Source organism: Sulfuricurvum sp. (assembly GCF_022759005.1).
Taxonomy (GTDB): Bacteria; Campylobacterota; Campylobacteria; order Campylobacterales; family Sulfurimonadaceae; genus Sulfuricurvum.
In genome coordinates, this window is the sequence record NZ_JAEMQA010000123.1 from 1 (window position 1) to 13,413 (window position 13,413).

14 protein-coding genes and 1 tRNA gene are annotated in these 13,413 nt (G+C 46.0%); 7 read left to right on the plus strand and 8 right to left on the minus strand.

The annotated features are described in order from the left end of the window. Nucleotides 1–177: 177 nt before the first annotated feature. From JHC35_RS07660 to mraY, 3 genes are all read right to left on the minus strand, one after another. Nucleotides 178–253, minus strand: a tRNA-Phe gene (locus JHC35_RS07660). Between the two features lie 64 nt (nt 254–317). Continuing rightward, the gene (murD, locus tag JHC35_RS07665) at nt 318–1,526 is read right to left on the minus strand and encodes a UDP-N-acetylmuramoyl-L-alanine--D-glutamate ligase (RefSeq protein ID WP_295043778.1); all 1,209 of its coding nucleotides are present in this window, start codon (nt 1,524–1,526) and stop codon (nt 318–320) included. Next, the gene (mraY, locus tag JHC35_RS07670; protein ID WP_295043781.1) at nt 1,526–2,584 is read right to left on the minus strand and encodes a phospho-N-acetylmuramoyl-pentapeptide-transferase; all 1,059 of its coding nucleotides are present in this window, start codon (nt 2,582–2,584) and stop codon (nt 1,526–1,528) included. The genes murD and mraY overlap by 1 nt, the downstream gene beginning before the upstream one ends. A 93-nt stretch (nt 2,585–2,677) precedes the next feature. Between mraY and gpmI the strand changes: the two genes are divergently transcribed. The 5 genes from gpmI to accA all read left to right on the plus strand — a co-directional run bounded on the left by gpmI (nt 2,678) and on the right by accA (nt 7,482). Then, entirely contained in the window at nt 2,678–4,153 is a 1,476-nt protein-coding gene (gene gpmI / locus JHC35_RS07675; protein WP_295043783.1) for a 2,3-bisphosphoglycerate-independent phosphoglycerate mutase, read from the plus strand. 9 nt (nt 4,154–4,162) lie between these two features. Then, on the plus strand, nt 4,163–4,906 hold the full coding sequence (gene fabG, locus JHC35_RS07680; RefSeq protein ID WP_295043785.1) for a 3-oxoacyl-ACP reductase FabG: 744 nt from the start codon (nt 4,163–4,165) through the stop codon (nt 4,904–4,906). A gap of 70 nt (nt 4,907–4,976) precedes the next feature. Next, a complete protein-coding gene (gene acpP, locus JHC35_RS07685; protein ID WP_295043788.1) occupies nt 4,977–5,207 on the plus strand; it encodes an acyl carrier protein in 231 nt (76 codons plus the stop codon). A 109-nt stretch (nt 5,208–5,316) separates the two neighbouring features. Beyond that, nucleotides 5,317–6,534 (plus strand): beta-ketoacyl-ACP synthase II, encoded by a 1,218-nt coding sequence (locus tag JHC35_RS07690; protein WP_295043791.1) that lies wholly within the window; start codon nt 5,317–5,319, stop codon nt 6,532–6,534. Between the two features lie 12 nt (nt 6,535–6,546). Continuing rightward, the gene (gene accA, locus JHC35_RS07695) at nt 6,547–7,482 is read left to right on the plus strand and encodes an acetyl-CoA carboxylase carboxyl transferase subunit alpha (protein ID WP_295043794.1); all 936 of its coding nucleotides are present in this window, start codon (nt 6,547–6,549) and stop codon (nt 7,480–7,482) included. A 5-nt stretch (nt 7,483–7,487) separates the two neighbouring features. Here the strand turns inward: accA and JHC35_RS07700 are convergent, their stop codons facing one another. The 5 genes from JHC35_RS07700 to JHC35_RS07720 form a co-directional block, all read right to left on the minus strand. After that, complete coding sequence (locus JHC35_RS07700; RefSeq protein WP_295043797.1) at nt 7,488–8,282, minus strand: 3'-5' exonuclease; 795 nt, start codon at nt 8,280–8,282, stop codon at nt 7,488–7,490. Continuing rightward, nucleotides 8,279–8,866, minus strand: a complete 588-nt coding sequence (locus JHC35_RS07705; RefSeq protein ID WP_295043800.1) for a phosphoribosylanthranilate isomerase — start codon at nt 8,864–8,866, stop codon at nt 8,279–8,281. Before JHC35_RS07705 ends, JHC35_RS07700 begins: the two co-directional genes overlap by 4 nt. Nucleotides 8,867–8,868: 2 nt before the next feature. Next, a complete protein-coding gene (rpe, locus tag JHC35_RS07710; protein ID WP_295043803.1) occupies nt 8,869–9,510 on the minus strand; it encodes a ribulose-phosphate 3-epimerase in 642 nt (213 codons plus the stop codon). Between the two features lie 78 nt (nt 9,511–9,588). Beyond that, on the minus strand, nt 9,589–10,983 hold the full coding sequence (locus JHC35_RS07715; RefSeq protein ID WP_295043806.1) for a chemotaxis protein CheX: 1,395 nt from the start codon (nt 10,981–10,983) through the stop codon (nt 9,589–9,591). Then, the gene (locus JHC35_RS07720) at nt 10,967–11,776 is read right to left on the minus strand and encodes an HDOD domain-containing protein (RefSeq protein ID WP_295043809.1); all 810 of its coding nucleotides are present in this window, start codon (nt 11,774–11,776) and stop codon (nt 10,967–10,969) included. Before JHC35_RS07720 ends, JHC35_RS07715 begins: the two co-directional genes overlap by 17 nt. Nucleotides 11,777–11,934: 158 nt before the next feature. Here JHC35_RS07720 and rpmB point away from each other — a divergent pair, with 158 nt between their 5' ends. Then, entirely contained in the window at nt 11,935–12,123 is a 189-nt protein-coding gene (rpmB, locus tag JHC35_RS07725) for a 50S ribosomal protein L28 (RefSeq protein ID WP_295043815.1), read from the plus strand. A gap of 141 nt (nt 12,124–12,264) precedes the next feature. Beyond that, the coding region (argJ, locus tag JHC35_RS07730) for a bifunctional glutamate N-acetyltransferase/amino-acid acetyltransferase ArgJ (RefSeq protein ID WP_295043812.1) at nt 12,265–13,413 on the plus strand (1,149 nt) is incomplete at its 3' end.

The following is a 13,413-nucleotide window of genomic DNA, read 5'->3' on the forward strand; positions in this document are numbered from 1 at the left end:
TTGAGAGCAACAAAAAAAAGAGATATTTCATAAACACTCCATGATTATTATTGATTTTTATAAAGATACTTTGTGACTAAGTTTGTGGTTGATTTGTGGTTAAGTGGATAAAATTCAGGGGTATATAACGAAAAAAACCTCTTCAAACACCCTAGATTAGGACTTTTGAAGAGGTTATGGTGGCTAATCTCGGAATCGAACCAAGGACACAATGATTTTCAGTCATTTGCTCTACCGACTGAGCTAATTAGCCACGTTTGTGAGGACGAAATTATAGCTATGTAAGCTTAAAAAGAAGCTTAAGACCTCGGAAAGGACTATTTTGTCGCTTTTGCAAGCTCTTTGAAAAGGTTGCCGCGCTCGGCATATGAGGTAAATTGATCCAAACTTGCCGCTGCGGGAGAGAGCATTGCGATGCTTTTGTCATCCAAACGTTTGTCGATTTCAGCCACCGCAACGCTTAGGGTCTCACACAATAGGCATGGAATGTCATAGCGCTCGCACAGTGACATGAGGCGATTCGCATTGCTACCGATGGCATAAACGTTCACATTGTAGTTTTTGAGAGGGGTAAACAGCTCTTCGAGTTCCACACCTTTATCATCGCCTCCGAGGATGAGGTGAATCTTATGGTCAGCATAGGTGCGCAGAGCGGCAAGGGTTGCGTCGATATTGGTCGCTTTGGAGTCGTTAATCCACACTCTTCCGCGAGAGTCCCGTACCTCTTCTTGACGATGCGGATCGAGTATAAAGGCGTTGATACGATCGTAATCGATCCGATCATAGAGAATTTTATCGATTCCCATCGCGATGAGGGCATCCATCAAAAACGCCCCTTTGAATTTGATACGGGAGGCATCGATCCCGAAATACTCTGCCAGATCGTTTTCATCTTCATAAGGGATGACAAAGGCTTTCGTCGGAGTATGGGCATACGCTTTAGGGAGGATAACCGCTTCCCCCTCTTTCATTGTAGAAAGAGGTTTGAGTTTGGCAGCGATGTACTCTTCCATGCTTCCATGCCAGCTTACATGATCGGGTGTGATAGGGAGGAGTGCGTAGATGTTGGGGCTGGCGATCGTGTTGTAGTGCATACTGAATGAACTGGTCTCCAATATCCAAATCGGAGCATCGGCAGACATTTCGGCCAGCGGTGTTCCGATATTTCCGCCACTGATAGCCCCTTTGTCGGCTAAAAGATGCTCGACCATTTGGGTTGTTGTCGTTTTGCCGTTCGTTCCGCTGATCCAAATGCTAAATGGGGTTTGCGGAGCGAAAAAATCGTATTCACTGATGAGGTGGGTAGCATGCTGGATGAGGGGATGACTCGGCGGAAATCCGGGAGAGGGGATTTCGTGAGTGAAGAGAGTCGTATCAAATTCACCGGACGGACGGATGGTATTTCCCTCTTCGTCAATATAGGTTTCGGTCGTTTTGTCGTCGAAAAAGGTACACGGTCCCAATTTTTTGGCGATGGCACGGGTCGTTTTGGCGTACCCGAAGCAGGCGATGCTCTGATTTTTCATTAGCGGATCTTTAGGGTGATAAGGGCGAAAATGTTAGACAACAAAGAGATAATCCAGAAACGGACAATGATTTTGTTTTCAGCCCATTGTTTCATCTCGAAATGGTGGTGGATCGGTGCCATTAAAAAGACCCGTTTTTTGCGAAGTTTATAGCTTCCGACCTGCAAGATAACCGATACCGTTTCGATGACGAAGATGAGACCGATGAGGATCAGGAGAATTTCGCTTTTCCCGATAATCGCCAAATAAGCAATGAATGCACCGATGGTGAGTGAACCGCTGTCCCCCATGAATACTTGTGCCGGATGGCAGTTGTACCACAAAAAGCCCAGCAGTGATCCCATGAGTGCGGCGGCAATAATCACCACTTCCCCTGCAGGAATTTTCGGCATCAAGAGATAGTGGGCAAGGGCGGCATTCCCGACAATATAGACGATGATGCTAAGTGAGAGGAGGGCGAAGATAGAGGGGACGGTAGCCAATCCGTCCAAACCGTCGGTGAGGTTGACGGCATTGGAGGTGGCGATCATGACGAATACCCAAAAAGCGACGCTCCACCATCCCATATCAAAAAGGCTTGATTTGACGAACGGAACGTAAAAACCGGTTTCGAGTTTGGCGTAGTGGATCAGGAAGATACCGATCGCAACACCGAAGATAAGCTGAAGTGTCATTTTGGCCCGTGCACTCAGTCCTGCAAGGTTGTTCGCACCGCGAATTTTCCCCCAGTCGTCGGTAAAACCGATATAGGCGTAAAACACCAGAGTAAGAAGACCGCCGATTACGAACGGATTCATGACGTTAACGGTTAGCAAAGACGCGATGATCGTAGAAGCGACAAAAACGATACCCCCCATCGTGGGTGTTTTGGCTTTCCCCTGATGGGCACTGACGTATTCATTGATCGGTTGAACACGGGCGGAGCGTTGAGCCCATGCGATAAAGCGCGGCATAAAAAAGAGGGTGAGGAGCATTCCGATAAAAAAAGCGACCCCGGCACGGAGGGTAATATATTGAAACAGATTAATACCGAGCGCTTTATGAAACCAATATAACATTCTATAAACTCTTTGTGATTAAATTTTAAAAGCAATGCAAAAGTGACATTTTAATATAATCCCCAAAAAGTTTGATTAATCGAAGGAGCCAAATTGAGCAAAAAAACCGTTTTGGTCATCACTGACGGCATCGGTTATTCGCCGAAATGCGATTTTAACGCTTTTCATGCGGCTAAAAAGCCGACGTATGAGCGTCTATTTAAAGAGGTGCCTCATTCGCTCATCGATACTTTCGGATTGAGTGTCGGACTCCCAGAAGGGCAAATGGGGAATTCCGAAGTAGGACATATGTCGATCGGAAGCGGTCGGGTTTTGTATCAAGATCTGGTCAAAATTTCCCTTGCTCTTGCCGAAGGAAAATTCGCCACTAATAATGTATTTGCATCGTTGATGACGACCAGCAGACGGATCCATTTGATTGGATTAATGAGTGACGGGGGCGTTCATTCGCATATCGATCATATCATGGGTGTCGCAGAGATCGCTGCAGAAGCGGGCAAAGAGGTATGGCTCCACCTCATTACCGATGGGCGGGATGTTGCTCCTACCTCAGCAAAACTCTTTTTGCACATGGTTGATGCTCTTGCGATTGAGAATGTCAAAATCGCCTCGATTGGGGGACGCTTTTTTGCGATGGACCGCGACAATCGATGGGATCGTGTCCAAAGCGGTTATAACGCTATGGTCAATGCAACCCCTAAAAGTGAACAAAGTGTTATCGATTATATTGAAAATGCCTATGCTGCCGGTGAAACTGACGAGTTCATCACACCGACTGCTTTCGAAGGGTATGACGGATTCAAAGAGGGGGATGCAGTATTGATGCTCAACTTCCGGAGCGATCGGATGCGTGAGCTCACGACGGCTATCGGAGATAAAAACTTTAGCGGCTTTGCCCGGACATTTGTGCCGACTCATTTGGCAACGATGACGCAGTACGACAAAAATTTCCCCTATCCGGTACTGTTTCCGAAAGATGCTCCCATTAATACCCTCGCGGAAGTGATCTCTAAAGCGGGACTTCGTCAGTTGCACACGGCTGAGACGGAGAAATATGCTCATGTTACTTTCTTTTTCAACGGGGGGATTGAAGAGCTCTATGAGAATGAGACGCGGGTATTGATTCCGAGTCCTCAAGTTAAAACGTATGATATGCAGCCGCAGATGTCTGCTCCGGAAGTGGGAGATGTGGTGCTTAAAGCGATGGACGAAGGGTACGATTTTGTCGTGGTCAATTTCGCCAACGGCGATATGGTCGGACATACCGGCAATTTTGAAGCGGCGATCAAAGCGGTAGAAGCGGTTGACCATGAGCTGGGTCGAATCATAGAATCGGCCGAGCGTAACGGTTACTCTATGGTTCTCACCTCCGATCACGGCAACTGCGAAGAGATGCGTGATGATGCGGGGAATATTTTGACGAACCATACGGTCGGAAAAGTATGGTGCTTCGTTATGGCGGAGGGGGTCAGTGAAGTGCATCCGGGTGCATTGAATAACGTTGCACCGACGGTTCTCAAATTGATGGATCTTGAAATCCCGTCCGAGATGGACACACCACTTATATAAAGGATTTGAATGAAGTTTACAGGTAAAAATGTATTGGTAACAGGTTCAAGCCGAGGAATCGGTGCGGAAGTGGCAAAAGTATTGGCAAGTTACGGTTTGAAAGTTTGGATCAACTACCGCAGCGGCGCGGCGGCTGCCGATGCCGTCAAAGCCGAGATCGAGCGTGAGGGCGGTCAAGCGGCAGTCATCGGGTTCGATGTAGCCGATGAGGCGGCATTTGTTGATGCGATCAAAACGATTGTGGATGCAGACGGAGAGCTCTCTTATCTGGTAAACAATGCTGGTATTACCAAAGACGGACTTGCTTTGCGTATGAAAAGCGATGATTTCATGGCAGTGATCAATGCCAATCTTCTTTCTGCTTTCGTCGGATGCCGTGAAGCGTTCAAAAGTATGCGTAAACAAAAATTCGGTGCGATCGTGAACATCGCTTCAATCGTCGGTGAAACCGGAAATGCAGGACAAACAAACTATGCAGCTTCCAAGGGGGGGGTTATCGCGATGACGAAAAGTTTTGCTCAAGAAGCGGCAAGCAGCGGGATTCGTTATAATACGGTCACTCCGGGATTCATCGCTACCGACATGACCGATGTTCTCAGCGAAGAGATCAAAGCGACTTTTACCTCTAAAATACCGATGGGGCGTTTTGGTAACCCAAGCGAAGTGGCAGAGGCGACTGCATTTTTGTTGAGTGATCACGCAAGTTACATCACGGGTGAGACCCTAAAAGTCAACGGTGGAATGTTCATGTAAGGGGGTACTTCCCCTCTTAAGGTAAATATGGTATAATTTGCCGATTTTATTCATAGGAACAGGAGCTATTATGGCACTTTTGGACGATATTAAAGAAGTAGTGGTTGAGCAATTGAGCGTTAACCCAGACGAAATCAAAGCGGATTCTAAATTCACTGAAGATCTTGGTGCAGACAGCCTTGACGTTGTTGAATTGGTAATGGCTCTTGAAGAGAAATTCGATATCGAAATTCCTGATGACGAAGCGGAAAAAATCCAAACCGTTCAAGACGTTATCAACTACATCGAAAGCAAAAACTAAAAACGTTTATCGAGGACTCCTCGATAAACACTTAATACAAAACACAAAATGGTCTTAGGTATTGGCTTATCGGAGCCAAAGTTTCAGACCATCACGATCAGGAGAGAATGTGAGAAGAGTAGTAGTAACCGGAATGGGGATGATCAACGCGCTTGGTCACGATAAAGAGAGCTCATTTAAAGCGATTTGTGAGGGTGAGTGCGGTATTGATATGATTACAATTTTTGACGCATCAACTCAGAGCGCTCAAATTGCCGGTGAAGTTAAAAATTTTGACCCGGAAACTGTTATGGATCCAAAAGAGGTCAAAAAAGCAGACCGTTTTATTCAATTCGGTATTAAAGCTGCCCAAGAGGCGATGGCGGATGCTAATTTTCCGGAAGATTTTAACAAAGAGCGTTTCGGTATTGATGCCGCAGCGGGTATCGGCGGACTTCCATCTATCGAGAAAAACTCTATCATTTTGGAAACAAAAGGGGCTCGCCGTATCTCTCCATTCTTTATCCCGGGTGCATTGGTTAACATGCTCGGCGGATTTATCTCTATCGATCACGGTTTGCAAGGGCCGAACCTCTCAGCGGTAACGGCATGTGCGGCAGGTACTCACGCGATTAGCGAAGCGGCAAAAACAATCATGGTCGGCGGTGCCGATCAAATGTTGGTTGTTGCGGCAGAGTCAGCGATTACCGGTGTCGGTATCGGTGGATTTGCTTCGATGAAAGCGCTTTCAACACGTAATGATGATCCGAAACATGCATCGCGTCCTTTTGATGCTGAGCGTGACGGGTTCGTTATGGGTGAGGGTGCCGCTGCATTGGTACTCGAAGAGTATGACGCGGCTGTAGCACGCGGTGCGCGTATCTATGCTGAACTTATCGGTTTCGGTGAAAGCGGCGATGCGAACCACATCACTACGCCAAGTTTGGAAGGACCGCTTCGTGCTATGAAAGCGGCACTCTCAATGGCGGGTAATCCAAAAGTCGATTATGTCAATGCGCACGGAACCAGTACGCCTACGAATGATAAAAACGAAACCGCAGCTCTCAAAATCGCGTTCGGTGGAAAAGAGAACTGCCCTCCGGTGAGTTCGACGAAAGGTCAAATAGGGCACTGTCTCGGTGCTGCTGGAGGTATCGAGGCGGTTATCAGTATTATGGCAATGCGTGATGGTATCATCCCTCCGACCATCAACTACGTCACCCCAGATGAAAACTGCGATTTGGACATCGTTCCAAACTCAGCACGTAAAGCGGAACTAAATATCGTTATGTCGAACTCATTTGGATTTGGCGGCACCAACGGTGTCGTTATTTTCAAAAAAATATAAGAGGGCAAGCCTTTGGCTATCTATTTAGATTTTGAACAAACGATCCGTCAAATTCAAGAGGAGATTGTTGCCGCGGAAGTGCGTTACGATCACCACGCGGTAGAGATCTTGAAGCAAGATTTAGCCAAAGAGGTTGAAAAGACTTATTCGAATCTTTCCCCTTACCAAGAGCTACAGCTTGCTCGACACGCCGACCGTCCGTATGCGCTCGATTACATCAACCTCTTATTGGATAAAAAATACGAGATTCACGGGGATCGTCATTTTCGTGATGACCTCTCCATCATCTGCTATCTCGGTTACATCGGTAATGAGCGGGTTATGGTGATCGGTGAACAAAAAGGGCGCGGAACCAAAAACAAGATTAAGCGCAATTTCGGTATGCCGCATCCGGAAGGGTATCGCAAAGCACTTCGTGCCGCAAAAATGGCAGAGAAATTCAATATTCCAGTATTGATGCTGATTGACACTCCGGGCGCCTATCCGGGACTCGGTGCCGAAGAGCGTAATCAAAGCGAAGCGATTGCCCGTAATCTTCTCGAACTCTCAAACCTTAATACTATTACAGTATCGGTTGTTATCGGCGAGGGAGGAAGCGGTGGTGCATTGGCTATCGGTGTTGCCGATCGTCTCGCTATGATGCGCTATTCTGTATTCAGCGTTATCTCTCCAGAGGGATGTTCAGCTATTTTGTGGAATGACCCTACAAAAGTGGAAGCAGCGACTAAAGCGCTCAAAATCACCTCTTCCGATCTTAAAGAACTCGATTTGATCGACGATGTTATTGATGAGCCATTGATCGGTGCGCACCGCGATAAAGAGGGTGCTGCAGAGGCTCTTAAAACATACTTCATGAATTCGGTTGCAGAGCTTCAAAAATTAAGCGACTCAGAGCGTCTTGAAAAACGCTATAGCCGCCTTGTAGGGATGGGAAAATTTTCTGAATAAGAAAATTATTTCCCTTCCCCTTTATCTATCTCTTCTGTTTTATCTTCTTTTTTCAGTTTCGGGCGTTTAAGCCGTTTTCCCTCTTTTGAAAAGGCGATTAACTCTTCTGTGGTGTGAATTGTTTCTGGAATGATGGCAAGGGTACGTTTGAGAAGTTTTGTTGTAGTAATGGCATCTGAGAGGGCACGATGATGGGTTGCATCTTTGTAAAGCTCTAACTCTTCATTGAGATATGCAAGCCCGTAGCGCTCCGATTCGATAGTTCGCTCCGCCAAGTCGATCGTGCATAAAGAGCGATTTTGCAGTGCAGAGAGCCCTACACGCTCCATCATGGCAGAGACAAAGTTGTAGTCAAATTTGGCATCATGACCCACAAATACCGCATCCCCCAAAAAAAGGCGAAAATCGCGCATTACTTTAGTCAAAGCGGGTGCTTTGATCGTATCCTCAGAGGTAATACCGGTGATATCTTGAATTTGTTCAGAAATTTCCGTGCAATAGACAAGACTTTCGAAAGTGGAGATGATCTTGGCGTTTTGCATTTTTACGGCGCCGATTTCGATGATCTGATGTTTTGAGGGCTTGGAACCGTTTGTTTCGATGTCCACGATACAAAAAAGAGTATCTTTTACGCTCAAAAGAGCACTTCGAAATTTATAGTGGGTATCGTCCAAAATAATATTTGCACCTTGTGCTTGGAGAAGTTGACGTTGCGTATCATCAAACAACGTTTCAAATTCTTCTTTCGGGATACCGTTTTTGGAGAGGCGGTGAAGTATTTTCGGGTCGAGCACATTCACCCTTTTGCCTTGGCGATGAATGTAGATACTTTTAGGTGATCTTTGAGCCCTTTTGACGCTTCAACACCGCTGCTCACATCAACACCGTAAAAACCGTACTCTTTGAGCGAGGAGACGTTTTTGGGATCCAATCCGCCCGCGAGGATGATTTTGGAACAATCAATATTTTCAAACCACTCGATATTGAGCCGTTTTCCACTTCCCCCATACCCTTCACAATAGGCATCAATCAATCGATACTCATCCGAGTGTTTCAGTACGTCCTCTTGTTTTTGAGCACGAATAACCCGTAAAGAAGGAAAGCTGATCTCAGTGAAAAAAGAATCTTCCACGTCGAAATGGATTTGTGCGAGGGTGCACCCGCTCTCTAAACAGAGGGAACGGATTGTTTGGGGTGTTTCATTCACAAACAAGGCGACTTTTTCGATGAACGGCGGGAGCTTTGAGATGATCGCTTTTGCGTTTTCGGGGGGAATATAGCGCGGAGATTCAGGATAAAATACAAATCCGAGGGCATCCGCACCCGCATCAATCGCCTGAAGTGCATCGCTGAGATTGGTAATACCGCAGATCTTGACCCGCATCGTTAGATTTTCAAACTTTCGATAGCGGCTTTGTAATCGGTTTGAGCGAAAACGTAGCTTCCGGCTACGCACACGTCAACACCAGCCTCTTTGAGAAGTTGAATGTTAGAACTGCCGACACCGCCGTCGATTTCGATGAGACAGTTCGGATTGATACGATCACGGAGTGTTTTTAGACGGCGTATTTTTTCTACGACGGTAGGGATGAATTTTTGACCGCCGAATCCCGGATTGACCGACATCACCAAAACCATATCAACATCTCCCAAAAGATATTCGACCGCTTCGGCAGGAGTATGAGGATTGAGGACGATTCCCGGTTTGATCCCCAAAGAGCGGATATAATTTACCAAACGGTGAGGGTGTTTCTCCTCTTCGATGTGAAACGTTATGAACTCAGGTTTGAGTGGTGCAAACAAATCAACAAAAAAGGTGTTGTTTTGAACCATTAAATGGATATCAAGGGGTTTGGTAGCCGCAGCCGCAATAGCACTGACGACAACCGGCCCGATGGTGAGGTTGGGGACGAAATGGCCGTCCATGACATCGACGTGTACGAGATCGCATCCTGCATCGCAAATCGCACGGACATCGTGAGCTAAATTTCCGAAATCAGCAGAAAGGACACTGGGAGCCACTAACATCGCTATACCTTTTGTAATATTTTTGTTATTTTAGCAAAAAAGCTTTGTATCGAGCTTTGGTGCCGAAGGATATGTGAATTAGCGCGTTAGAAAAAAGGTGAAATGGCTCCCCTCAAAACTGAGGTCAACTTGAACCCCTTTCTTGTTTTGGGCCATTTCAAGCAATGCATTCACATTGGAATAGGTACGAGGCAGGGTAATATCGACTCGGTTCTTTTTTTCACCCAGCAGTGTTTTGGCACGCCCGCCGATGATGTTGACAAATTCCGCCAATGAATCGAGGATCGCTTCTTCATTATCGGTTTCTTCGCCGATGAGAAGCTCACACGCTTTTTTGGCGATCGTTTTTGGAAAAATCAAAATGATCATTCCGTCCATATCTCCGTAAAATCCGATAGAACTGGCATATTGATTCTGGCTCTCTTTTACTTCAAGCGGCTGTATATTCATCGACTCTTTGGTCGCTTTCGCATTGGTCATCATAGCTAGCGTTGAGACAGTTGCATCGATAAACCCAGGGAGTTCATTGACGAGAGCTTTGGTGAGAGCGCGGGTTTGTTTGGATGCGGTTGCGCTGCTCCCTCCGAGCTCTTCTAAAAGTTCTTTATTTTTGAGGATATCTTCCATCTGATCGAAAAAAATGATTCCTGCGTCTTCAAGATCATTTTTAAACGTTATCGGCGTTTTTTCGAAGGTCATTCCGACAAAACAGATGGTAGCATTGTATTCTGCCGCAGAAGAGGCGAGTTTGGTAAAAAAGTTCAAAGCATGAATGTTCATCGAAACCACTTTGTAGGCATCGAAAATGAAGAGACGGAATCCGACGTTCAGTGAGTTGTTGTGATAGGCGATGTTAAAGGAATTCCCGATTTCGGCATCCAAGAAATTGCTAATTGTGTAGATAATCGCATTGCCCGTGACGCGAGTCGCTACTTTTTGACCAAATAAACCTAAATAGGTGTCTTCAATGATGGCATCATAGAGATCGGGATTTCGTTTTTTTTCATCAAACTCTTTTTTGCTTTGGACGATAATCGGATTGTGGCCGTAATCAAACAACTCAATGGCCATAGCAGAGCGCTGCGACGGGTCTTCATTGTACAAAAGTACCGTTTTGGGATCGCTCTTATTGGTTGCGACAAAGAGTTCTGCGATTTTTTCGGTGCGGAAGAGTGAGAAATTGAGATCGCTGCCGTAAAACGTTTGGATGGTTTTGAACTTAGGGGTATCGTAATCGCACAAACCGACCGAGATGTGTTTTTGGTTACGTATATTGATCAAAAGGCGGATAAAAACATCCAGACCGTTTTTGTTAAAAAAGATCACTTTTTTGAGCGAAACGAGGAGCATATCGATATTTAGCCCTTCGGTCGCTTTGATGTCCTCGATCGTCAAAAACGAGGGGGCGTTGTTTCCATCTAAAAAGCCCTGAGGATGAAAAACGGCGACCCTTCCTTTAACCGTTGCTCTCATCGTACTCCACCACCTGCATAAAAGTTTCATAAATATCTTGCACGAACTCTATCTTGAACTCGATAAATTCGTTGAGACCCGCACTCACATAGGTACCTTGACTCAGCTCAAAAAAGAGTAAAAGATGCATCCATTGAGCCAATACTTTCTCCGTGGGTTTGAGATCTTGATCATTACCCGAAGCAGCATGAACGATACGGCTGATGAGCGGGGGGATTTCCCATTTGAGAGCGATTTGGGTACAGATATCAAAAAGAGTCGAGCGGCATAAGCGATACAAAATGGTATTGTAATCGAGTGCTTTAACCGATTTTAGTTGTTCGACTTCGCTTTTATGAGCACCAAAGAGTGCATCGCACACGATGATGCTCGCGGGTAAAAGGGTGATCGCGCTTTCGCTCTCGCGGTTGAGAAGACTAAGATGGGTCAAAATCTTGGTCCATTTCGCACTTAAAGCCGCTTGCAAATCATAAAACTCTTGATGGGTCAGATGAAATAATTCCCATTGCTTAGGGACTAAAACACTCATGAGATAGTTATAGAGTATTTGTTGCGCAGTGGAAACGCCTAAAATGCCGAAGATTTGGGATACATCACTCACTTCATTGCGGAATCCGTAAACGGGACGGTTTACTAGAGTTTTCAGATAAAGCTTCAGCGCGGGGTCTTCTTCGGCACATTTTGCTGCTTTGGTCAAATCGCCGAGTCGGACATAATCGAGAGTTTGTTTTACGATAGTGGGAGCAGGAGGTATGTTTTGAATATAGCGTTCAATTTCATCTTTGGTTACCACGTGTCACAATATCCGATCATCATTATTTTTTAAACTGTTCTAATTGTAATTGGGGTTAGATTAAAGATGCCTTTATGGAACTTAAACTATTGCTTAAGGTAAACTTTGGGTTCAATAAGATAAAATTCGCAACCAAAATTTACGCAAGGAGCCTCAAAATGGCAAGAAAATGTGCTATTAGCGGTAAAGGCCCAATGACCGGGAACAACGTTTCTCACGCGAAAAACAGAACTAAACGCCGTTTTTTACCAAACCTTCGTACTGTTCGTGTAACACTTGAAGATGGTACAACCAAAAAACTTCGCATCGCAGCTTCTGAGCTTCGTACTCTTAAGAAAGACTCGTAATCTCCCGCGTGGTCCCCACGCATTCAGGGAGTTAGCTCCCGCTTTTTTTAAATCCCCCATTTTTTAATTTTTTACATTGGTAAGTCTGTTTACAATAACACCAATTTTTAATTATCCTTTTTGTATTAGGAGTATTTCAGTATGTATAGCATGAAGTCTATTGAGGGTGGTGTATGTGCCGCAGAGGGTTTTTATGCCGATGGTATCCATATCGGATTGAAAAAAGAGGGGGCGAAAGATCTCGCTTTTATCTATTCTGAAAAACCGTGTGCAATCGCATCGGTATTTACGACCAACAAAATGACGGCGGCACCCATTCGACATTTTCGGGCACAAGGGGAGTTTGAGGGAAATTTCGTCCTCATCAACTCGAAAAATGCGAATGCGATGACGGGGCGTGCGGGGATCGATGATATCGATGAGGTATTGAGCGCTCTCAAAATCAAATTTCCACAAATCCAAAATCCGGTGATGAGTTCGACCGGGGTGATCGGGGTGCGTCTGCCGAAAGCCAAAATCATCGAGGGGGCGATGAATTTCGATCTCTCTCACCGCAATGGTGTGAATGCTTCCGAAGCGATCATGACGACCGACACTTTCGCCAAACGGATCGCCTATGAAGTGACTTTGGAGAATGGGCAATCATTTCGCATCGGTGCGATGGCCAAGGGTGCGGGGATGATCAATCCGGCCATGGCAACGATGCTCTGCTTTATCACCACCGATGCCGCAGTGGACAAAGCGACGATGCAAAGCATCCTCGATGAGTGTGTCCACACAACCTTCAACGCCGCAAGTGTCGATGGGGACACATCGACCAACGATACGGTGCTGGTGATGGCGAACGGAGAGAGCGGAGCATTTCATGCGGGGGCATTTAAAGAGGCGTTAGAATCGATCATGCTCTTTTTGGCCAAAGAGATGGTGCGCGACGGCGAGGGGGCGACGAAACTGGTAACCTATAAAGTAACGGGTGCAATCAACCACAAAGAGGCGGAGATCGCGGCAAAAGCGCTCAGTAACTCACTCCTTGTCAAAACGGCTCTTTTTGGTCAAGATCCGAACTGGGGACGTATCGCATCAACAGTGGGTGCAAGCGGCGTGATGTGCGATGAAGCATTCCTTAGCATCTGGTTTGACGATATTTGCGTCTATAAAAAAGGGGAGTTGCTCTTCGATGAGAAACTCGAACCGCTTGCCGCCGCCGTCATGCAAAAAAGCGCTTTTACGATCCATTGCGACATCGGGCTGCAAGACGGTGAATTTACCGCGTATGGATGTGATTTGGGG